Origin of the sequence: Psychrobacillus sp. FSL H8-0510, from assembly GCF_038008345.1 — a bacterium.
GTDB lineage: Bacteria > Bacillota > Bacilli > Bacillales_A > Planococcaceae > Psychrobacillus > Psychrobacillus psychrotolerans.
Genome location: NZ_JBBOYZ010000001.1, coordinates 3,040,723 through 3,063,082, shown reverse-complemented (window position 1 = coordinate 3,063,082; position 22,360 = coordinate 3,040,723). Strand labels below are relative to the sequence as shown.

25 protein-coding genes and 1 riboswitch are annotated in these 22,360 nt (G+C 36.1%); of the genes, 18 read left to right on the top strand and 7 right to left on the bottom strand.

Annotation, left to right across the window (positions count from 1 at the left end; translation table 11 throughout):
• Positions 1-321 precede the first annotated feature (321 nt).
• Entirely contained in the window at positions 322-816 is a 495-nt protein-coding gene (locus MHI40_RS15650) for a L,D-transpeptidase family protein (RefSeq protein ID WP_340764548.1), read from the bottom strand.
• A 173-nt stretch (positions 817-989) separates the two neighbouring features.
• Here MHI40_RS15650 and MHI40_RS15645 point away from each other — a divergent pair, with 173 nt between their 5' ends.
• The gene (locus MHI40_RS15645; protein ID WP_340763445.1) at positions 990-1,685 is read left to right on the top strand and encodes a hypothetical protein; all 696 of its coding nucleotides are present in this window, start codon (positions 990-992) and stop codon (positions 1,683-1,685) included.
• A gap of 112 nt (positions 1,686-1,797) precedes the next feature.
• On the opposite strand, the gene MHI40_RS15640 is transcribed toward MHI40_RS15645, so the two are convergent.
• From MHI40_RS15640 to MHI40_RS15630, 3 genes are all read right to left on the bottom strand, one after another.
• On the bottom strand, positions 1,798-3,606 hold the full coding sequence (locus tag MHI40_RS15640) for a sulfatase-like hydrolase/transferase (RefSeq protein ID WP_340763443.1): 1,809 nt from the start codon (positions 3,604-3,606) through the stop codon (positions 1,798-1,800).
• Between the two features lie 186 nt (positions 3,607-3,792).
• Positions 3,793-4,536, bottom strand: coding sequence for a GTP pyrophosphokinase (locus MHI40_RS15635; RefSeq protein WP_340763442.1), 744 nt, complete (start codon positions 4,534-4,536; stop codon positions 3,793-3,795).
• 124 nt (positions 4,537-4,660) lie between these two features.
• A complete protein-coding gene (locus tag MHI40_RS15630; RefSeq protein WP_340764545.1) occupies positions 4,661-4,915 on the bottom strand; it encodes a phospholipase in 255 nt (84 codons plus the stop codon).
• A gap of 359 nt (positions 4,916-5,274) precedes the next feature.
• Between MHI40_RS15630 and MHI40_RS15625 the strand changes: the two genes are divergently transcribed.
• The 11 genes from MHI40_RS15625 to MHI40_RS15575 all read left to right on the top strand — a co-directional run bounded on the left by MHI40_RS15625 (position 5,275) and on the right by MHI40_RS15575 (position 12,925).
• The gene (locus MHI40_RS15625) at positions 5,275-6,273 is read left to right on the top strand and encodes a glutathione S-transferase family protein (protein WP_340763441.1); all 999 of its coding nucleotides are present in this window, start codon (positions 5,275-5,277) and stop codon (positions 6,271-6,273) included.
• A gap of 13 nt (positions 6,274-6,286) precedes the next feature.
• On the top strand, positions 6,287-6,790 hold the full coding sequence (locus MHI40_RS15620) for a GNAT family N-acetyltransferase (RefSeq protein ID WP_340763440.1): 504 nt from the start codon (positions 6,287-6,289) through the stop codon (positions 6,788-6,790).
• Positions 6,791-6,988: 198 nt separating this feature from the next.
• On the top strand, positions 6,989-7,381 hold the full coding sequence (locus MHI40_RS15615) for a DUF4870 domain-containing protein (RefSeq protein WP_340763439.1): 393 nt from the start codon (positions 6,989-6,991) through the stop codon (positions 7,379-7,381).
• Positions 7,382-7,520: 139 nt separating this feature from the next.
• A complete protein-coding gene (locus MHI40_RS15610) occupies positions 7,521-8,048 on the top strand; it encodes a GGDEF domain-containing protein (protein WP_340763438.1) in 528 nt (175 codons plus the stop codon).
• Positions 8,049-8,142: 94 nt separating this feature from the next.
• Positions 8,143-8,853, top strand: coding sequence for a YwaF family protein (locus tag MHI40_RS15605; RefSeq protein WP_340763437.1), 711 nt, complete (start codon positions 8,143-8,145; stop codon positions 8,851-8,853).
• Complete coding sequence (locus MHI40_RS15600; RefSeq protein WP_340763436.1) at positions 8,843-9,619, top strand: methyltransferase domain-containing protein; 777 nt, start codon at positions 8,843-8,845, stop codon at positions 9,617-9,619. The genes MHI40_RS15605 and MHI40_RS15600 overlap by 11 nt, the downstream gene beginning before the upstream one ends.
• A gap of 60 nt (positions 9,620-9,679) precedes the next feature.
• Positions 9,680-10,180: a hypothetical protein gene (locus MHI40_RS15595; RefSeq protein ID WP_340763435.1), complete on the top strand. Its 501-nt coding sequence runs from the start codon at positions 9,680-9,682 to the stop codon at positions 10,178-10,180.
• Between the two features lie 291 nt (positions 10,181-10,471).
• A complete protein-coding gene (locus tag MHI40_RS15590; protein ID WP_340763434.1) occupies positions 10,472-10,921 on the top strand; it encodes a GNAT family N-acetyltransferase in 450 nt (149 codons plus the stop codon).
• Between the two features lie 416 nt (positions 10,922-11,337).
• A complete protein-coding gene (locus MHI40_RS15585) occupies positions 11,338-12,093 on the top strand; it encodes a class I SAM-dependent methyltransferase (RefSeq protein WP_340763433.1) in 756 nt (251 codons plus the stop codon).
• A gap of 28 nt (positions 12,094-12,121) precedes the next feature.
• Entirely contained in the window at positions 12,122-12,388 is a 267-nt protein-coding gene (locus MHI40_RS15580; protein WP_340763431.1) for a hypothetical protein, read from the top strand.
• 66 nt (positions 12,389-12,454) lie between these two features.
• Positions 12,455-12,925 carry an NUDIX hydrolase gene (locus tag MHI40_RS15575; protein ID WP_340763429.1) on the top strand — a complete coding sequence of 157 codons (471 nt, stop codon included), beginning with the start codon at positions 12,455-12,457 and terminating at the stop codon, positions 12,923-12,925.
• Between the two features lie 109 nt (positions 12,926-13,034).
• Here MHI40_RS15575 and MHI40_RS15570 read toward each other — a convergent pair whose 3' ends face one another.
• Together MHI40_RS15570 and MHI40_RS15565 are read right to left on the bottom strand one after the other, a co-directional pair.
• The gene (locus MHI40_RS15570) at positions 13,035-14,489 is read right to left on the bottom strand and encodes a phospholipase D family protein (RefSeq protein ID WP_093538103.1); all 1,455 of its coding nucleotides are present in this window, start codon (positions 14,487-14,489) and stop codon (positions 13,035-13,037) included.
• A 182-nt stretch (positions 14,490-14,671) separates the two neighbouring features.
• Positions 14,672-15,184 carry a helix-turn-helix domain-containing protein gene (locus MHI40_RS15565; protein ID WP_340763428.1) on the bottom strand — a complete coding sequence of 171 codons (513 nt, stop codon included), beginning with the start codon at positions 15,182-15,184 and terminating at the stop codon, positions 14,672-14,674.
• 167 nt (positions 15,185-15,351) lie between these two features.
• Between MHI40_RS15565 and MHI40_RS15560 the strand changes: the two genes are divergently transcribed.
• From MHI40_RS15560 to MHI40_RS15535, 6 genes are all read left to right on the top strand, one after another.
• Positions 15,352-16,692, top strand: coding sequence for an MFS transporter (locus MHI40_RS15560; protein ID WP_093538105.1), 1,341 nt, complete (start codon positions 15,352-15,354; stop codon positions 16,690-16,692).
• A 63-nt stretch (positions 16,693-16,755) separates the two neighbouring features.
• Positions 16,756-17,739 carry an ornithine cyclodeaminase family protein gene (locus MHI40_RS15555; protein WP_340763426.1) on the top strand — a complete coding sequence of 328 codons (984 nt, stop codon included), beginning with the start codon at positions 16,756-16,758 and terminating at the stop codon, positions 17,737-17,739.
• A 185-nt stretch (positions 17,740-17,924) separates the two neighbouring features.
• Positions 17,925-18,902: a ring-cleaving dioxygenase gene (locus MHI40_RS15550; protein ID WP_340763424.1), complete on the top strand. Its 978-nt coding sequence runs from the start codon at positions 17,925-17,927 to the stop codon at positions 18,900-18,902.
• A 297-nt stretch (positions 18,903-19,199) separates the two neighbouring features.
• Positions 19,200-20,162: an ABC transporter ATP-binding protein gene (locus MHI40_RS15545; RefSeq protein WP_340763423.1), complete on the top strand. Its 963-nt coding sequence runs from the start codon at positions 19,200-19,202 to the stop codon at positions 20,160-20,162.
• Positions 20,163-20,219: 57 nt separating this feature from the next.
• Positions 20,220-20,807, top strand: a complete 588-nt coding sequence (locus MHI40_RS15540) for an ABC transporter permease (RefSeq protein ID WP_411747102.1) — start codon at positions 20,220-20,222, stop codon at positions 20,805-20,807.
• A gap of 4 nt (positions 20,808-20,811) precedes the next feature.
• Positions 20,812-21,705, top strand: a complete 894-nt coding sequence (locus tag MHI40_RS15535) for a glycine betaine ABC transporter substrate-binding protein (RefSeq protein ID WP_340763420.1) — start codon at positions 20,812-20,814, stop codon at positions 21,703-21,705.
• Between the two features lie 41 nt (positions 21,706-21,746).
• Here the strand turns inward: MHI40_RS15535 and MHI40_RS15530 are convergent, their stop codons facing one another.
• Complete coding sequence (locus MHI40_RS15530) at positions 21,747-22,229, bottom strand: QueT transporter family protein (protein ID WP_340763418.1); 483 nt, start codon at positions 22,227-22,229, stop codon at positions 21,747-21,749.
• A gap of 7 nt (positions 22,230-22,236) precedes the next feature.
• A riboswitch (PreQ1 riboswitch) is annotated at positions 22,237-22,281 on the bottom strand.
• Positions 22,282-22,360: the final 79 nt, after the last annotated feature.

Below are 22,360 nucleotides of genomic sequence, written 5' to 3'. Positions count from 1 at the left end.
ATAGTTTTAGAGACTACCATTAAGTTTTTATTTTCAAGACTTAATGGTAATCTCTTTTTATTTTGAATAAAGTACTTAAAAATGTCTGGTGAACACTGAGGTTGCGGGACTTGAAGAATAACACAGCTGATCTTGCTTCAGATGAACGCTTGCTGGGATTAAGCAAAGCCTCTAACTTAGAGATAAGATTAGTCAAAGTTAAAAGAGGGATAAAACCGTCAGCCGTGCCCATGGAAAGCGTCCGCTCGGAGCAGAAATCAACTGCATACCTACCTACGTTTTCTTTTTTAGAAGACCTGGCGTCTCTTTAAACAGTTTGTCTTATGGCCTTATTGAAACCGGTGTACCGATCGGAATGATACTTGCTAATTCCTCGACATCTTTATTGTTCATACGAATACAACCACGTGATACTGCTCTGCCAATCGAACTAGGATCGTTAGTACCGTGAATCCCATAATGTTCTTTCGATAAACTCATCCACATGGTGCCGAAAGGTCCTCCCGGATTAGGTGCTTTGTTTATAATGATAAAATCTCCAACAGGTGTATTGAATAACATTCTTCCTACCGCAATAGGATACTCTTTTTGTAAAAGCCCATCTTTAAACAACCGTAGTCGCCGATTGTTTATGGAAACCTCGATTTGATATGGCAGTGAGTTAGGATCTGGAAAACCTGGTATCACAATGGATTGACCTATATAAAGTATATTGGGGTTTATAGATGGGTTAGCGCTAATGATGTTGGATAGGGGTGTACGATAGTCTCGAGCTATTTGACTCAGTGTTTCCCCTTGTTGAACAGTATGAATCAGCATAAACACCTCCGCTTTAATGAAATAATATATTATATGCTAAATGATTGAAGTTGGTAATTTATTTTCGTCTATTTCGGTGATTGGAAGTAGACAATTTCAAAGACTTAAGTATAAGGACATAGTTTCACGAATAGAATCTCTTATAACAGAATTCTAAAGGTGGAATGAGATTGAAAATACTAGTTATATTTCTATTATTCTTTATTTATTTCGCATTATCACTTTCACTAGAAAGTACAAATGCAATTGGATTGTATCTGGTCATTTCATTGGGATTATTCTTTTGGGGAGTTATAGAATGGAAACTTTTTATAAATAGAAGAAACGCTGAAAGTAGAAGGAGATTAGAGGAACAACTTGCAGAAATTCCCCATACACAGTCTCTGATCTCGAACAATTTGTTAAATGTCATGTTAATAGATGATGTAGGAAACTTTCTTTATATACTTCAAAGAGATTCCATAGAAGAAGATTTTAGTATAGATCCTATTTCCTTTTCTAAAGTATTAGAGGTTGGCTTAGTAGAAGAGGGAGAGGTTATAAACTTATATCCGCGGAAAGGTTTGTTAGGCAGTACACTATTGCATGATCAAGCCGAAATGGAAGAAGATGTTGACGAGGAAGATGAAGAAGATGATGATGAGGATGACGTTGAATCTATAGAAGCATTATGTTTGAGAATAGTGGTGGATGATTTGATCAATCCTATTTTAGAATATCCATTTATTGCAGATGACCAATCCTTTGAAATCGATTCGGAAGAATACACAGAAGTAAATGCACTTTGTAATGAATGGTATCAAAAAGTATGTATTATTATTAAACGCTATGAACATACCAATGTAGCTGTGAGACTTTGGCAATAAGAGAACAACTGTCGGAAGAAATAATAATATAAAAGGTGTCGAACCAATTAACAGAAAAATGACTTAGGCGGCACCTTTTTATACTAAGTATAAGTGATTTAATGAGATCTCCCTAGCTCTCACAAGTTGGCATACCTGGAACCGTGCCACTTGTCGGAGATAATCTTTTTTGCTTGGATTGTTCTTGGAGAATACTTATTAATACTTTTTGAATTAGTTTGGATTCGGGAGTTTCATTCAAATGAAATGCAAGATTACATTCTTCCGTTGGATCTCTAGTGACATTATATAATTCATATTCATCGTCGACTGGAGTTTGTTTCGTGGTAGTTATACAAATAGCTACTTCCTTCGTATCTGTAACTGGAGTGGAATCCTCCTGACTTGTCACTTTATCTTCTATACCGGGATCGCTCCAAAACTGTGGATTGTCAAAATAACGGGTAAGCTTCCAGACCTCATCGGTTTTTTCTTTACCAGTAGGCAATTTCAAAATAATGGTTTCTAGATGGTTTGGCTGAATAACTGATTCATATGGTTTTCCCGTTACAGTAAACTGATTTAATCCTTTTGTCACTTCATCGTCCGTCATAAAATATATAGGCTCGTTTGCCCGAGGGAAATTGGTTTTTCCATTTATTAACGGGGAGAAATCTCGTCCAACCAATGGGTGCACCTCGCTATGGCTTTTCTTAAGTTCTTTTTGAGCATCGACTGCATTAATATTGGCAAGACCTAAAAGTGTAGGGATAATGTCTAGATGGCTTGTGATTATGTCCGTTTCTCTAGGGACTGAAAATTTTGGGCTATGAATTATTAAAGGAACATGTACGGATTCTTCATAAGCATTATGCCACTTTTGAAATAGTCCACCATGTGCTCCTACTAAGCTTCCATGATCTGCTGTGAAAATTATTATTGTGTCTTCATAAAAGATGGATGATTGAAGGGCTTGAAATACTTTGTACATTTCATCATCTACCTTCTTTTGTAGAGAAAAGTAGAGTTGTCTATAAAGTAGCGAATCGAATGTGGGCTGAAGGGCTTGTTGGTAAATATCACGATAACTTAACTGAACAGAAGGTTTGGTAAGTAGGTTTTCATTTGCTGTAGGTGCTGGTGGAACGAAAGGAAGAGTCGGATCAATCTCAAAATTATAGGAGGGATTGAATCGTGTGAATAGACCAAGCAGGGTAATATCATGTGGGTTCACGAATGAGGATACGATTAACCAAGGTTGATCGTTAGGTGATTTTGCATTTTTTTCGAGTGAATGTATTAAATCTACTACCTCTTTAGCGTAAACTTCATCTCTTCCACTTACTCCGACACCTGCCGAAGATGCAGAATTTCGCGGATTTGATCCATGAGGTTCAGGACCTATCCAACCATCAAAGCCATAATCACTTAATCTATTGGCTTTTTCATAAATTTGCTCTTGCGCACTGTTAGGTACACCAGTTTTTGTATTGTAGCTCGGTAATGCGTCATGCGTACCAGGTATTAGAATATCCTCATCCGATAGATGCCATTTTCCTTTCCAGTACGTTTGATATTCCGCTGTGCGAAAGTATTCCCCTAAAGTAGGCACTGTGCTATGATCTAACCAAAATACATCGGGATCAAATGCACCTTTTGCAACACCAGTCGTTTGTGTCACTCCATGAAGTGACGGATACTGGCCAGTAAAAAGCGTTGCTCTACTTGGTGAACAAGCGGTACTCCCAATATAATGATTTGAAAATGTCATTCCATTTTTGCGTAACAGCTCTTGCGTTTTTAAATTTTTCACTCGCCACTCTTTTATTGCTTCAGTTTCATAAACAGTCGGAAATCTCTCTTCATCTACAATGATAAAAAGAATGTTAGGTCTTTTATTGTGATGATGAGAATTTGAAAAGTTCTCATTTGATTTGCTCAATTTAATAACTCCTCCTTCTTTATTTTATATATCTGTTTAGTTTATGAAAAAAGGAGCAGGGGATATGGATAGTTAGTCTAGAGAGATGTCCAATTAACGCAAAAAGCTGCAACGACAAATAGTCATTGCAACTCTTATTGAATTATTTTCACTCCTATTTCTTAGTAATGGCTATCAACTATCGGATTACTTACTTTTCTCCAACATTTCTAAGAAAGCTGGGGGGATTGTTATTTGTTGGTTTGAATTACTTATTAACTTAGTCAATTCATCTACTTCGGTTACTTTGTTTTCTTTTTTGATTACTTTTACTTCATTATGCAGTCGTTCCATTTTCTGATCTAATGCAAATGCTGAATCGGCTGCTTCTTTTAACTCGATTAATAACTGTTCCGGTACAGACTGATCATATTTATAAAAGATTTTATGTTCAAGGCTTGCCCAAAAATCCATCGCAATAGTTCGTATCTGCACTTCAACGGTTACAATTTCTTTACCATCGGACATAAAAACAGGTGTTTCCAATAAAACATGTAAACTTTTATAGCCATTACTTTTTGGGTTTTTAATATAATCTTTTACTTCTAATACCTTTATATCACTTTGTTTTTCCAACATACCAAAAACTCGATATATATCAGAGATGAAAGAGCAAGTAATACGCATTCCTGCAATGTCTTTCACATTTTCACGGATACTTTCTACTGAAATATTTTTACCCTTGCGATTAAGTTTTTTTAATATACCTTCTGGAGATTTCAATCTGGAATTCGTATGTTCAATTGGATTATAATCATGGATCATTAAAAATTCTTCTCGAAGAATTTCAATTTTTGTTTCAAGCTCACTCAATGCAAACTTATACAACAGCATCATTCGAGTCATTTTCTTTTTCATCTGTTGAAACTGTTCTACTTGTTCTTTATTCATCTATAAGCGCTCCTTCAATAACTACCTGTAGAAATGATAACAAACTTATCCTTTCTAAACAAACGTATTGCTAAGTAACGATTTTAGGATGAAATATATTTTACAAGTATTTGGATTTAGTTTTTTAGTATCTAGAGTTTCTACAAGTAAAAGCTGTTTGCAATTTCATATAATTATAGAGCGTTCGGGCATGTCTTCCCTTTGGTGTGTGATTATTTACTTTAGGCTGTAGCCGACGGAGAAACTCACGATCACATTCACATCGATTATTTCCTCTTCTATAGCATTCATCGTGTGCTTTACAAGCCGCATCCACATCATTTATAGGAGCACCAGGTCCACTACAACCGGGTCCACACCAATTATAACCAGGGAACACACAAAAACGGGGATTTCCATTTCTTCTATATGCCAAATATATGACCTCCTTATCATTGTTTTCTTTCTTATAGTCTATTCCTAAAATTTGGTATTGTATAAACTATCCGACCCATTCATGGATTGTCCACTAGTAGTCGATAAAAGCAAAAAAAGCTGTTTTTCCAAAACAGCCATCATAGCTAGAATGCTATGATGCTAGGATGTTCATAACACAGATGAGACTTTGAGAATTAAATAATCCGTTTGGATACAATGGTATCTATTTTAAAATTTATTACCTTGACTTCAAGATAATAAATCCATACACTTAACTAAACCAAGTGAAATACTATGTTTAATAGAAAAGGATGATGAGACATGGAAGAGACTAAGAAGCAAGGTCCAACTGAAGTGGATGAAAAGGGTAAATTTATTCGTCAAAAAAATCGTTTCTCAACAACTTTTGGAAGTGAAGCTGGGGAACTTCCAGTAGAAGCAGGAAAGTATCGTCTACTTTGGGCAGCTGTTTGTCCATGGGCACATCGCTCTGTCATTGTGAGAAGTGTACTTGGGTTAGAAGATGTTATTAGCTTAGGAACTGCAAGTCCAATGCGTCCGAATATTGATCGGGTAGATTGGGAGTTTTCCTTAGATAAGAATGGCGTTGACCCCGTTTTAGGTATTAAATATATAAGTGAAGTATATTTACAAGCAGATGCGACATATGAAGGCAGACCCACTGTTCCGGTCATTGTGGATATAGCAGAAAAAAAAGCTGTGAATAATGACTATTTCCGATTAACCAATCATTTAGAGACAGCTTGGAAGCCGTTCCACAAAGAAAATGCACCTGAGTTATATCCAGAGCATTTACGAGAAGAGATTGATGCATTAAGCGATATCATTTTCCATGAAGTGAATAATGGAGTGTATAAATGTGGCTTTGCACGTTCCCAGGAAGCATATGAAGAGGCATACGACGTGTTATTTGCCCGTTTGGACGAACTAGAAAATCGTCTTTCTACGCAACGTTTCTTGTTTGGGGATTATATTACAGACTCAGATGTTCGCCTATATGCGACACTTGTACGCTTCGATGTTGCGTACTATGCGGCTTTCAAAACAAATCGAAACCGCATTGTTGATTTTCCGAATTTATGGGGTTACTTACGTGATTTATACCAAACACCTGGATTTGGTGATACAACAGATTTTGAAGCGATTAAAATACATTATCATTTATCAAACCATATTGCTAGTGACGATCAAAAAGGACCAAATAATATATTACCAAAAGGTCCGGATACGTCTATCTTCAACTCAAAGCATGACCGTGAGGCTTTAAGTGGTAAGGAAGAGAAATTTCTTATTCAATAAGGAGATGAAAAAAATGATTATTCGTAATGCGAAAGAAGAAGAGTTAGTTCATATACGTGAAATGAGATTACATGCATATGAAGAGCATGCACCTAAAATACCGGAGGCCCACTGGAATGCACTTCAACAATCTATTCTATCGGATGCAGATTCAAAACCTGGTATTGAACGAATCGTGGCAGAAATTGATGGAGAAATTGCAGGAAGTGTTGCTTTGTTTGCACCTGATAAACAAATTTATGAAGGTTTACTGGACGAAGAGCTCAATTATCCGGAGTTACGTATGCTAGCTATCTCTCGACAAGCTAGAGGTAAGGGTGTAGCAACAGCACTTATCCATGAATGTATGAAGCGCACAAAAGAAAAAGGTTTTACAGAGATGGGACTGCATACTGCAGATTTTATGGAAAATGCCATAACATTATATACGCACCTAGGCTTTGAACGCTTACCACAATATGATTTTGAACCAGCAAATGACGGGATTATTGTAAAAGCATTTCGAATTAAAGTATAGCTAAGGAAAAAGATTCTCTTTATGTTAAATAAGAGGATCTTTTTTTTACATTGTTCCGATTATGTAGCTGAATAATGAACATTTTCATATGATGAAAGGATGGAGCCAGTTCTTTCATAAATGTGGTATTTCTAAATCACCAACCATATTATAGACTTCATCGTTTTAACTCTTGATCAAAACAAGGAGGTGATATGTATGAACGAACAGGAAAATAACAGTAAAGAAGAAGCTGCTTCTCCTAAACAAAAGGAAACAGAAACAGGAGTAAATAAAAATAATGCAATTGGTTTAGATGAAAATATTGCTGGAATGCTTTGTTATTTTTTCATCGTCGGACTTATCTTTCTATTTGTAGAGAAGGAAAATAGCTTCATTCGTTTTCATGCATTGCAGTCCGTATTTTTAGGGGTAGCTCTTATTATAATAAGTATGGTCTTGCCTTTTATCCCAATAATCGGTTGGATGCTGAGTATCTGGTTGCCTTTACTTGTCCTTGCACTGGTAGTTTTCTTAATGTACCAGGCTTACAATGGGAAATACTACAAGCTTCCAATTATTGGTGATATTACTGAAAAACAGTTAAAGTAAGTTAGATATAAAGTTTCGGTAATTAGATGAAACTAAAATGGGGTACCTGGTTCTTTACAGCATAGTCTGTTTTAAGAGCTAGGTGTTTTTGTTTAAAATGAGTGAAAGAAAAAGAAAGTCAAAGGAGTGATATAAGGTATTGAAAGCTAGTAAATTCATTTCTATATCAGACGATGAAGTGGGACAGCTGTCTAATCGTCAACAATTGTTAAAGTCCATAAATGATTTAACTAGAGAAGGAATAGAAGATTACCAAGTTGCCTTTTGTATTTTGGAAATTGATCATTTCAAACGTTATATTGATTTTCATGGTCGTAAAGAAGGAGAACATTGTTTACAACAAATTTCAGAGTGTATAAAAGTATTTTTGAATGGACGACAAGAAGAAATAGGACGTCTTAGTGAAGAAAAATTTGTTTGTTTTTTTATGGATATTAGTCGAGATACATTAGGTCCTTTGATGAATAATATGAGTGAGGCTATTGAAAACCTAAACTTAAAGTTTTGTTGTGAGCAGCATTCTTTTCACATTACTAGTAGTGTGGGTGGCGTACATGGTGTAGTGAGCCAATTTAAAGAAATGGCAGAAATGCTTGTAATAGCAGAAGAGGAGCTCTATCAAGCAAAATCGACTGGATATAATAACGTCAAAATAAAATTCAAATGATGAAGGCTGCTCGGGGAATTACACGAGTAGTTTTTATAGAGGAAATTCAAAAGACTAAGCCGAATATTAATAGAGTAGATAGGGAGGGAAATGATTGGAATATGCCTTTAAAATGTTTTCTGGAGTACATTTAACTTCCGCTATTACATTATTTATATTAATCTTGCTGTTATTTTTTACTAGAAACAAGTGGTCTCATCAACAACAGAAAATCCAATTAAGGGAACGTTTTTTCGCTCTGACTTTATTTATTATGGATGGTTGTTATTATATGTGGCTTGTTCAAACAGGAAGGTGGGATTGGGGAAACTCATTGCCCCTTGAGCTATGCAGCATAAGTTTAATCGTTACAATGGTTTTACTTTGGACTGGTAACAAGAAGTTCTATCCGTTTGTATTTTTTGCTGGAATTGGAGGAGCTATTCAGGCAGTTGTCACCCCGGTATTAGATATAAATTTTCCTCACTTCAGGTTCTTTCATTTCTTCTATACACATTTTGGAATTATTTTAACTGCCCTTTATTTCACATGGGTGAGAGGTTACCGACCAACTTTTAAAGGGCTTATCCAGACGATGGTTATTTTGAATATATTGCTACCTTTCTTATTCGCTATAAATTTTATAGTAGATGGCAATTATATGTTTTTACAGGAAAAGCCAAAGGGTGGGAGTTTATTGGATTTTCTAGGCCCTTATCCGTGGTATGTATTATCACTGGAATTTGTAGCGTTTGGTGTATTTTGCTGTCTATGGCTTTTGTTTAGGAACCGGAGTAAGCAAGGAGAGAGTGTATATGTTAAATAATCCGACCACCTTATCAGACTGGGTAACACCACATTCCATAGAGTGGTATGAACAACTGTCAGCATTGCAACGTGTTTATAAGTACAATTGGAATTCTACAATAACCATACCAAATGGAGAGTCTGTTTTTGATGAAGAAGTGATGAGGTTGATCAAAAACAAAAAGGTTTTGGATGTTGGTTGTGGGCATGGCGAGTTTACTAAGTATTGTAGTTCATTTGCAAGGCAGATTGTAGGTTTTGATGTTACCGAAAACTTCTTGGAAATCGCGAATGTAAATGAGAAGTCGAATCTATCTTTCCTAGCTGGAAATACAAAACATGGGATGCCTTTCGAAAAAGAGGAGTTTGAATGTGCTTACATACGAAAGGGACCTACCTCGGCATATTCCCCCCTTGCTGAAATAGTTCAAAAGGGAGGAATCATTCTGGGACTTCATCCTGGAGACGACTTCGGCAAAGAACTGCCTCAAATATTCCCAAAGTTATTTGAACAATCCTTGGGTACACCTTTCTTAGATAAAATAAAATTACAATTAGCGAATAATAAGTACACCACTTCTAAAATTGACTATATAGTAAGTACAGAATATCTTCATTCACCTTTAGATGTATTAAAATTACGCAGCTTTGGTCAGCAGGCTTCAGTTTATGACAAGCTAAAGGAAGAAGATTTAGAGGAAGTTACTAAAATATTTAATGAAAATAGTACAACGAATGGTCTAGCAGTTACCAATTCCTTCTACATCGTTCGCTTAATTGTTTAAATGGACTGAAACTTTTTTTGTGGTAAAAGTGTCCTATATATAAAGGGGAGAATTTACAGCATGAAGTTATTAAAAAAGACGAGCATGGCTATTCTAGTCATGTTAACCGTGATTGTATTGAGCGCATGCGCAGAAAAGGAAACACCAAAAGAAGCAACACCAAAAGAAGCAACACCAAAAGAATCAATGTCTGCAGGTGAAAAACTCGTTAATATTATGAATTATGAGCTTTCTACAAAGCTTCTCACTTTGGATGAGGTTGAATGGATTGATGAATCGGATACGGATAGGATTAAGGAATTGGGATTAGATGTAGAGAAAGATCTACCTACGTCATTTGCTGTTAATGGATTTGCAATTTATAACGAAAACATGGATGAAGTAAGCATAAAACTAGCTGATGATGCAGAACTGTTTTTAGTAAATCAAGAAAATCGATTGGAGCCAAGAGCGGTTGATGAAAAAGAATTTATCACTTATTTAATAGGTGTTAAAGGTCCTTATAATGTAACGGTTAAAGATGATGAAGTAGTGAGAGTCGAAGAAAAGTATATGCCTTAATGAACGAAAACACTTGGATTACTGTAAATAAACAGTAATCCAGGTGATTTTTTTGTTCTAGGATAGTTTTTATCGATTATGAGCTATGGTAAGAGCTTTAAGGTCTAAAGTGGTGATTTTATGGGTTACAACGTGTTTATGGAATGATAACTGGAATTTAAGGGTGGGCTATGTGTGCACTCCTTCGCTTGAGAAATATTATTTATAAAAGAGGAATTAATTGCTATACGGGAGAATTTAAGAGTAGAAAGCATTATAGAAGGGATTGAAATTTTGTATATATTAAAGAAAATGACACAGACGCAAGCTGAAGATATAGCTAGTAATTGGCATTATAATGATGAATACTCTTTTTATGATATGGATGCAGATGAAGAGGACCTTGTTGAATTCTTAGACCCAAATCAACGTAAGGAGTCTACATTTGCTGTCATGAATGGTCAAGATATTATTGGTTACTTTTGTTTTAAGAGAGTAGATAAAAGAACGATTGATATAGGGTTAGGACTGAAACCAAATCTAACTGGAAATGGAAGAGGAGTGGAGTTCCTAAGAGTAGGACTAGATTTTGCTAAAGTTACGTATAATCCTGCTCATATTACATTATCAGTAGCCGCCTTTAATCAACGAGCTATAAAAGTATATAAAAAAGTTGGATTTAAGGAAGTGCAGACATTTATGCAGACAACAAATGGAGGTTGTTATGAGTTCCTTAAAATGACTTATCCATGTGTTCGCTAAAGGAGTGCTATTTATCTATGAACTTTCATTCGGAGTATATAGTGGAATATCGGTTCAATATTCAATTGATGAAAAATTATCACAAGAAGAGTTTGAAGAACTAGTGACTTATATTTTCAGATAATATTAGCTATCGAAAGTGCAAACAATATTTATGTTTCAATCTTAGAGTGGAAAATGGTAATCTTTTATTCAATGAATAAAAAGTATATCAACGCAATAGAGTGGGTAAAAGAATACTCATATGGAATGCGAAATAGATTACTACTTTCAGTTTTGAGAGCAGGTTTTAAGGATAAGCGGATAGTCTGGCATGGTGAAGATGGTTACGGGATTGCAGTGCATTCCTCATAAATTCGTTAATTTATCTATATAAAAAAATAAGCTGTGTATTAATTTAGAAATGGAGCTAAAAAATGACTACTGAAATCATAAAACAGAACAAGATAAGTTGGGATATGGTAGCTCACCATTTTCATGGTATAGATGCTTTACCTAGTTATGGCCCATTTGCTCAAACTGAAGAAGAGTTAGGATTACTGGAAGAAATGGAAAATAAGAAAGTGCTAGATATTGGTTGCGGAAGTGGACACTCATTATTATATATGGCGGACAGGGGTGCTAGAGAACTATGGGGAGTCGACCTATCTGAGAAACAAATTAAGGCTGCTGAGGAAACACTCGATGGTTTAGACACACATTTATTCTGTTCCCCGATGGAAGTTGAAATTGGATTACCAAAATTGTATTTTGACTGTGTTTATTCCATCTATGCTATTGGGTGGACTACTGATTTAACCACTACGTTTAGATTAATTTATTCCTATTTGAAGCAAGGAGGAAGCTTTGTATTCAGTTGGGATCATCCGTTATACGCTCATATTACAAGTGAGAATGGACAATTTAGTTTAAATGGTTCATACCAGGAGGAAGGTTTTACAACATATCTGAACTTTAAAGGTGAAGATGCTCCAATGGTAATTCCTAATAGAAAGCTAAGTACATATATTAACGAATTGATTAAAGTAGGATTTACGATTGACTCTGTAATAGAAAGTGATGTATCTGTTAATTATGAGTCGACTGAAGAAGAAGTATCTGATAGATATTATTCATTGTATAAAGCAAAAAGATTCCCTGCTACTATGATTATCAAAGTTATAAAAAAATAATCAGAGGTTATTTATGGGAGGTGATAATTTGGAGGAGAACAATAAGTTCACTTTATATTTCTATGCTTATGCAGGAGCATTAGGTCTGGTTCTTTTAATAGTAACTATCATAAAATATTATGAAAGTGTTGAATTTAGTTCTAGTTACCTATTACCTTTCTTTGGATTTATTCTTACATTTTCTTATATAAATTACTTGGAAAGTAGAGCAGGCATTAGTAAAAAGATTATTTGGATCAAATCGATTTCATCAATTATTATGTTGCTGTTAATTTCAAAGGTTTTATTTTATTAATCTAATACCGAGTAGTGTAGAAATATTAGTTTGGACAAAACGTTCAACCAGAATAGAGGGGATATTATGGATATATCTTTTAAAACGGCAGAAGGTAGATTTAATTATCGTGTGGGGGGATTGATAGTGCATGATAACAAGCTGCTAATCATGCAAGACCAAGGTCAGCCATACTATTATGTCCCAGGTGGACGTATTAAAATGAACGAAAAAAGCGAAGATGCAGTCAAGCGTGAAATAAAAGAAGAGCTAGGCGTGGAAGTCACAGTAAAGCGAATGCTTTGGGTAAATGAAAATTTTTTCAAAGAGGAAACACTTAATGAACAATTTCATGAAATTTGCTTCTTTTATTTGCTGGAGTTAGAAGATGAAAAACTCCTAAATAATAATGAATTTGTAGTAGATGAAGAAGGAAAAACACATACATATTATTGGAAAACGCTGAATGAACTTAAACTTATTAATCTGTATCCACAGTTTTTGAGAGAGAAGATAGTTGAGCTGCCTTTGCATATAACACATATTGTAGTGACTTAAAATAAGTCGTGGTGATACTATAGTTAAGCGAAGTGAATAATGGAATAATAAAAAACGCTGAATTAACTCAGCGTTTTTATTATATTGATATTTTGTAGGAATCATCTTGTTAATAGGTAGTTACTTTCGTAAACTTTTGCAATGTATAAATCCATCTTTGCCACCAAGTAAATCCATCTTGGAACTCTTCCAATTCTACTGTGTACATAGCGTCTTCGTTATTCCAAAGTCGTTCAAAATAAGTTTCCATTTGGATTACTAATTCACTATCATTTGGTGCTACTACTTTTAAATTATTTTCAAGATTATAATCATCTAGCGTTCTTTCCGTGTAATTAGAAGAACCACTAGAAATAATCGTATGCTCGTCCGATTGAATCCAAATTGCTTTTGTATGGTATTGACCAATCACCGTATTATACCATCGTATATTCAGTTTACCTTTTGTATCTTCAACCATTTCCTGTACTACCGGACGATTTGGAAGTCCAGATTTTTCCTGACCAAATGAATTTTCGTTTGGATCGAGAATCATATTAACTTCTACACCTCGATTTGCGGCATCTATTAGTGCATTTACGATATCTCGCTTAGCAACAAAAAACATCCCGAGCCAAATTTTATCGCCTTTTTTGGTTGCTGCTAAGTCTTCGAGTAAAGCATCTAGAATCTTTTTCTCTGTTAAATACTGCACCTGATATTGTCCGTTGGATTCTTTTGTATCTACACGAGGCAGTTTAGGACCACCGGAAAACAAGGAAACGGCTTCTTCTGATTTTAAAATATCATTTAAGATGGGACCGGTAACTTTCAGGGCAATATTACCATGAAACCCACTCGCATCATGCGGGTTAGAAGACGTTACCATTGCTTCTTTTTCCGTAACTACTGCCTTCCGATGGTTTGCTTTCACATTAAGCAAAGTCAAATAGGAAGCAACTGTCATCTTAGGGGCTTCACTTGCCATCGCATTCGCAATCCAGCCCTCGCCTCCAAAGTCAAACCATTGGAAAAAGGTACGATAAATACCCGAATAGACGGGGGTAGAATCGCGCAAAGGATCTAAATCGGTATAAACTATTTCTACACCAGCTTCTCGCATTTTCTTAAACCACTTACTTTCAAAGGACCCGTAGCCCTTGTTTAGAGGATCGGTGATAAAAACGATAGGCATATCTGGATGGTCTATCTTTTTTTGGGCTAATGTTGAAGACAATGTATCTGCAATCTTAGGGAAGTCTTCCTTTTCATCGTAATAGCCATCAACCAAGAAAAAATCCACTACGACAAAATCTTCTGCTTCCTCAATCATGTTATAAACTTCTTCAAATATATGATTTTCGTGTACCATGCCAGTTCCTTCTTGGTCCTGTGCATAGGTTAGATCAGTAATCATCTCAACTGAATCTGTATTATGTATGTCCCCTTTAAAAGAAACTCCCTCTGGTAAGGGTTTATATGTATGCCACAGCATGACTGCTATATAAACTACCGCAAACGCACATAGAGAACCGACCACTATTCTTTTTCGTTTACTCCATGGCTTCTTCTTCTTTCTAACCATCTTTCTTCCCCCTACTAACTCTCTTTTCTAGTTCTTTTCCCTTATAACTTAGAGTACAAACCACCTTAAATAAGTCATGTAGCATGGTTTCTTAGGAAAGTGGAAACACCTAGATATTCCATTAAATATCAATGAAAAAAGAGACCAATCATATTATGATATGGGCTCTTTTCTGTTGTCTATTATTTAGAAGAAACTACCAAAAATCGGATAGTCTTGTCTGAATAGTTATACCAGTAATGAGGCATATTCGCATCGAACATTATGGATTGTTGTTCCTGTAATTCCCTTTTTGACTCATTTACGACAACAGTTAATGTGCCTTCTAGAACAAATAAAAATTCATGACCTCCGTGAGAAAAGGCATTTCCTTCATTTTCACCTGGCTGGAGAGTTACTAGTATAGGGGCATAGGATGCTTCTTTCATATCACAGGATAAATCCTTGTAATAGAATTGCTGTCTTATTTCTTCTAGTTCTTCTGCTTGTGTGCTATCTGGGAAAAATACGGTTGGATTCACTGTTAATGCGTCTGCTATTTTTTTTAGGGATTCGAGTGTAACGCTCGATTTTCCTCGCTCCACCTGAGATAGGAAACTGATGGAGACATTGGTTTGTTCTGCTAAATCCTTTAAGGTTAGTTTTCGTTCTTTTCGTAATTCCTTTAAAATCTTACCAATTGAATGAGAAGACATCTATTATTCTCCTTAACTATGATGTATATATACATCATACCTTACCTTTTTGTTATTCTTCCAATTATTATATTAAAAATAATGTTGACAGAAAATTTAAAACTATTTAGAATGTTAAAAACGGGAGAATTAAAGTGTCACTTCAATTATTAAAGGGGAAATGTGCGATGGATCCAAAGAAAATGAGGAAAGTCTGGATTGCAAGTTTAGTAGGAAGCTCGATTGAATGGTTCGATTATTTCTTGTATGGTACAGTTGCAGCACTTGTATTTAATCAAATATTTTTTGTTACAGAAGATCCATCAGTTGGACTAATACTTGCTTATGCATCATTTGCTCTATCATTCTTCATTCGCCCATTCGGGGGGATTATCTTCAGTCATATTGGAGATAGAATTGGGCGTAAAAAAACTCTAGTAGTTACACTATCACTGATGGGCGTCGCTACTTTTGGAATGGGGTTACTTCCAACCTATCAGGCGATTGGAATTTGGGCACCAATTTTGTTAATCACTTTACGTTTAGTCCAAGGGCTAGGTATTGGTGGAGAATGGGGAGGAGCCCTATTATTAGCGGTTGAATACGCTCCAAAAGAAAAAAGAGGTCTTTACGGATCCATCCCCCAAATGGGTGTAACGATTGGGATGGTAATGGGTACAGTTGCCTTATCTATAATGACTCTACTACCGGAAGAGTCCTTCATGACTTGGGGTTGGCGTATACCATTCTTATTAAGTGCTTTACTAGTAATTTTCGGATTGTGGATTCGTAAGGGAATTGACGAAACGCCTTCATTTAAAAAAGTACAAGAAACTGGAGATATTCCTAAATTACCAATTGTAGATACATTAAGGTATCACTGGCGTGAAGTATTAATAGCAATTGGTGCGAAGGTAGTAGAAACGGCACCATTTTATATATTTGGAACATTTGTTGTTTCCTATGCAACTACGGAACTAGGTTTTTCTAGAACGACGACTTTGAACACCGTAATGGTAGCGACGATTATTACAACTATATTGATTCCTATTATGGGTAGCTTATCCGATAGAATCGGTCGTAAAAAAGTGTATGTAGCTGGTACAATTGGGATGCTATTATTTGCATTCCCATATTTCTGGATGCTACAACAACAATCAGTTGTTTTACTAGTTGTGGCAACTGTAATCGGTCTAGGTATTATTTGGGCTCCAATTACAGCGGTACTTGGTACTATGTTCTCTGAAATATTTAATGCGAAGGTTCGTTATACTGGAGTTACATTAGGGTACCAAATTGGAGCGGCTTTAGCTGGAGGAACTGCCCCATTGGTAGCGGCGAGCCTGATGTTACAGTTTAACGGTTCTTATGTGCCAGTTGCAGTATATATCATGTTCACAGCAGTAATCTCTTTAATCGCTATTTGGGCAGTAAAAGACCGCAGTCAGGAAAACTTAGATGAGGAAAGTCCGTTAATAAAACCAGGTAGCAAAAGTATTAAAGTTGAAAAAGAATTAAGCAAAGTCTAATAACAAAACTCGTCTTTGCACGTGAGTGAAAAGACGAGTTTTTCATCATTGGAGGGTCACATAATGTTAATAGTGAATGAACAACAAATTATGCGTACATATAATATGAATGAAGCAATAAAAGATGTAGAAGAAGTGTTGAAGGCGAAAGTAGCTGAGAAAATTTCAAACCCGCATCGGACTGTAATCGAATTTCCACAACATGAGGCATCAGCCCTTTACATGCCGAGTGCGGATTTAGTAGAGGAAGTAACTGCTGTTAAAGTAGTAACTATCTATCCAAACAATCCAACTAATGGAAAACCAACGACACAAGGGGTTGTTCTATTATCGGACGCCAAAAATGGGGAGCATGTGGCAATGTTGAACGCTTCTTACTTAACTCGATTACGAACGGGAGCCCTAAGTGCTATTGCTACCAATTATTTAGCTAGAAAAAATGCAAAGGTATTGACGGTTATTGGTACTGGGGCCATGGCTTTTGAACAAACTTTAGGCGTACTTGCAGTTCGAGATATCGATCGAATTATATTATTTAATCGTACTGCAAAAAAAGCACAGCAATTTGGAGAGCAGTTAAAAGATTTTGGTATAGAAGTTCCTTTTGAAATAGCAGAAGACGTATCTGTAGCAGTTCGTCAGGCGCATATCATTTGCTGTGCAACTCGTTCAGTCGAACCTGTATTTAATGGGAATGACTTACAACCAGGCACACATATTAATGGTGTAGGTTCTTATTTACCACATATGTTGGAGCTAGATGTAACAACTATAAAACGTGCTTCTAAAGTAGTTGTGGATGATTTAGCAGGAGTGAAGGATGAAGCTGGTGAACTGATACATGCTGAGAGTATTGGGGAGTGGTCATTTAATGATGTTCACGGAGAAATAGGGCAGCTTGTTGCACGACAAGTAAATGGTCGAGAAGAGGATGATGAAATTACTATATTCAAATCTGTAGGAGCGGCCTATTTTGATTTGGCTGTAGCTAAGGGCGCCTATATAAAAGCCAAAGAAAAAAGCATTGGAACACATATAGAAGTTTGATGAACAAGCTAAAACTGTCTCCACTATGGGACAGTTTTTTTATTGGAAGAAAAATTAACTCTATTAGAGGTTTTATTTTATAAATCTGTGGAAGGATAGCATTATTGACAGGTTTTAATATCCATGATAAAATTACTTTGAATTAGAGATACTTAAATTAAAGATAAATTATTGGAGGAATATAGATGAATCACTTAAAAGGAATACACCATGTTACTGCTATTACAAGTAGTGCAGAAGAAAACTATAGATTTTTCACTTATGTATTAGGCATGAGACTCGTTAAGAAAACAGTCAACCAAGATGATATTCAAACATATCATTTGTTTTTTGCTGACGATGTTGGTGGGGCAGGAACGGATATGACGTTCTTCGATTTTCCAAACATACCAAAAGGGACACACGGTACGAACGAAATATATCGTACTGGCTTCCGCGTACCTACTGATGCTGCGTTAGATTACTGGGTAAAACGTTTTGACCGCCTAAATGTAAAACATACTGGCATACAAGAGCAATTCGGAACTCAGGTGTTATCATTTGTAGATTTTGACGACCAACAATATCAACTAGTATCAGATGAAAACAATAATGGTGTAGCAGCAGGCACACCATGGCAAAAAGGTCCCATCCCACTAGAATTTGCTATAACTGGTCTAGGACCGATTACTATACGCATTGCTGAATTTGACTACATGAAAGAAGTGCTTGAAAAGGTATTATTATTTAAAGAGATTGGACAAAACGGGTCATTCCACTTATTTGAAGTAGGTGAGGGTGGTAATGGTGCACAGGTTATAATAGAAAAAAACGTCATACTTCCTCCAGGTCGTCAAGGTTTCGGAACTGTTCATCATGCAGCCTTCCGAGTGGAAGATCGAGCAGTATTAGATGAATGGACACAACGGATGGAAAGCTTTGGCTTCAAAACATCTGGATTTGTCGATCGCTTCTTTTTCCAATCCTTGTATTCAAGAGTTGCAAACGGCATTCTGTTTGAGTTTGCCACAGATGGTCCAGGATTTATGGGGGACGAATCTTATGAAACACTTGGGGAAAAATTGTCATTACCTCCATTCCTAGAACCACAGCGCGAACAAATTGAAGGACTAGTTCGTCCAATCGATACAGTTCGAAGCACAATCGAATTTGTAAAAGAATAAAAATAGAGTAAACCGTTTCCTAAAAGGGAGGCGGTTTTTTTATATGGCTGCATTAATAGTTGAGAGTAAAAAACTAGGAATAGTATCCGCTTAGTGAGTAAACGAGCGATGAGCCAAGTAAATTCAGTTTAACAGTGAGTAAAAACTTTCTTATAAAGCTATCTGAACTATGTAGTAGATTCATTAAAACAGATTTCAAATAAAAGTCATAAATAGAGCAATCGAATGCTTTATCTTAAACTTTTCAGGGTATACATAGAGGTTAGTAAATATAGTATAGATAAGGGGGCATACAATTTGATTCGTTTCGAGAATATTACGAAGGTGTTTCCAGACGGAACGAAAGCTTTGCAAGGGGTCTCTTTAACAATTCCAAAGGAGCAATTAGTGGTCATCATAGGACCGAGTGGTTGTGGTAAAACAACCCTTCTAAAACTTATTAATCGTTTAGAAACTCCGACGTCTGGAGAAATTTACGTAGGCGACAAGGCAATTTCTGCTATCGATCCTGTTGAACTAAGGAAAACAATTGGATATGTAATTCAGCGCATTGGCTTATTTCCTCATATGACTATTGAAAAAAATGCTGCACTAGTCCCAAACTTGAAGGGCTGGCCAAAGGAAAAAACGGCAACCCGTATTTACGAATTAATGAATATGGTAGGACTTAAACCCGAACAGTTTTTACGAAAATACCCACTTGAGTTAAGTGGTGGTCAGCAACAACGAATTGGTGTTGTGCGTGCACTAGCTGCGAATCCAGATATTATATTAATGGATGAACCATTTAGTGCACTGGATCCGATTAGCCGGGAACAATTGCAAAATGAGATAAAGTATTTACAAGAAAAGATAAAGAAAACAATTGTCTTTGTTACACATGATATTGATGAAGCATTGAAAATTGCAGATATGGTTATAGTCATGAAAGATGGCATGATTGAGCAGATTGGGACACCTACAGAGTTAATAGAAAACCCTATCAATGATTTTGTGAAAAACTATATCGGAATCGAAAGAATTAATCGGAAAAAATCTGTTGGAAAAAAGGAGCTAAAGGACTTTTCCTCCTTTTTTGACGGCGAATGGGAAGCTCCTTATATAGAAGTCGATGCAGCTATGTTAATAGAAGAGGCTATTGCTTTACTAGAAAACGGAACTACACATGGCCTTCTAGTGAAGGGTAACAACAAGGTGCTGGGCTTTGTAAATCAATCTATCCTACTTCGTGCAATATTAGCGAAGGAAGAGGTGGTATAAGTGAGTACCTTTATAGAGACGGTTCAAAGTCGTTCAGATTTAATACAAGAGGCGTTTATGCAGCATATTTACTTATCATTTGTAGCTTTAGCCGTTGGTATTGCTATTGCCTTACCTTTAGGTATATTAGTTGCAAGGTATCGTAGAATAGCAGAGCCAGTTATAGGAATCACCGCGATCTTTCAGACAATACCTAGCTTAGCGCTTTTTGGCTTCCTCGTTCCATTAATAGGAATTGGTGCTAAAACAGCTTTAATAGCCTTAATAATTTATGCACTTTTACCTATTTTACGTAATACATATACCGGGATTTCCAATATCGACGAATCTATGATTGAAGCTGGAAGAGGAATGGGTATGACGAAAGGTCAGTTGCTCTGGCAAATTGAATTTCCGCTTGCTTTGCCATTTATAATGGCAGGTATTCGAACGGCTACAGTTCTAACTGTAGGTATTGCTACCTTGGCAACATTTGTTGGAGCAGGTGGGTTGGGAGACGTAATTTACCGTGGATTGCAATCATACAATAATTCGCTCGTATTAGCAGGGGCATTACCAGTTGCGTTACTAGCAATTCTGTTTGATCTGCTATTGAAATGGATTGAGAAAAAAGCTACACCAAAAGGAATGAAAACTGGAGGATGAAGAGATGAAAAAGATAATAGGATTAGTAGGAATTGCAGGAGTGATGCTTTTAAGTGCTTGTTCGAATTCAGATGAAGCATTAGTAATTAGTGGGAAGCCGTGGACGGAACAATTTATACTCCCACAAATTTTAGGCCAATATATTGAGGAAAAAACAGATATTGATGTGGAATATAAGGAAGGTCTAGGAGAAGTAGCAATTATGACTCCCGCTTTGGAAAAAGGTGATATTGATCTTTATGTTGAGTACACTGGCACAGGCTTAAAGGATGTTTTAAAAGAAGAATCTGAAGTAGGAGAAAGCTCAGATAGTGTATTAGAAAAAGTAAGGAAAGGCTATGAGGAAAAGTTTGAGGCTACTTGGTTAAGTCCACTTGGATTTGAAAATACGTATACACTAGCTTATACAAAAGATAATGAGTACAATGCAGAAACTTACTCAGAATTGGTAGAAGCTTCTAAAACTGGTGGTATGGTATTTGGGGCCCCTCATGCATTTTATGAAAGAAAAGGAGACGGCTTTGATGATTTAATAAATACATATCCATTTGTATTTTCTGAAACGCAAAGTCTAGATCCTAATGTTATGTATGAAGCATTGAAAAACGGAGACGTCGATGTTATACCTGCCTTTACGACTGATGGACGTATCGAACGATTTGACTTGCAAACGACAACGGATGATTTAGGATTTTTCCCTAAATATGATGCAGCTCCAGTCGTACGTATGGATGCTTTAGAAAAGTTTCCAGAGCTTGAGGACGTGCTAAACGAGTTAGCGGGTAAAATATCCGAAGAGGATATGTTGAAGATGAATGCGAGAGTTGACATTGATGGAGATAAACCCGAAGATGTAGCCCACGACTTTTTAGTGGAAAAAGGATTAATAGAAAAATAAAAAACACCCGGTTCTAGTTTTCTAGAATCGGGTGAAGTTATTTAGATTAGCGTCTTAAAATTCAATCGTTTATCTAAAGCGATAATAATCGGAATACCGACAGCTAATACGGTGAACTCACCAGCTGCAACGGTTAACCATGTATAGAAGAATGGGAAATCTAGCGCAAGCATTAGTTCAAATGCGATAATACACATGGTAAATGTAAATAGCACTGTATTAATAATCATGCGTGCTATGTTTCCTTTTACATATTTAGTCGCCAAAATCGTTAGCGATAACGTAATGATGGAATGTGCTACTCCAAATGTTAGGTCATAAGCGGCCATTGGAGAGAACATATTTGTTATAAATACTCCTAATACAATACCAAAAAAGTATTTTTTATTAAATACGATTAAGTGATTGAACATCTCCGCAATACGAAACTGTACTGCACCAAATGCAAAAGGAGCCACTAGTAGAGATACCGCGACATAAAGAGCGGCAATAACACCAGTTACTGCTATAGTCTTTGTTTTCATTATTCATTTCTCCTTAGTTTTTTTCCGTGGGAGGTTCTCGAACCACGTTAGTTTTCACAAACAGTTATTCTATGCGAATAGCTATCAACTGTCAAGGGAATCTTTAATATATGAATCTTAGTGTCCTATGG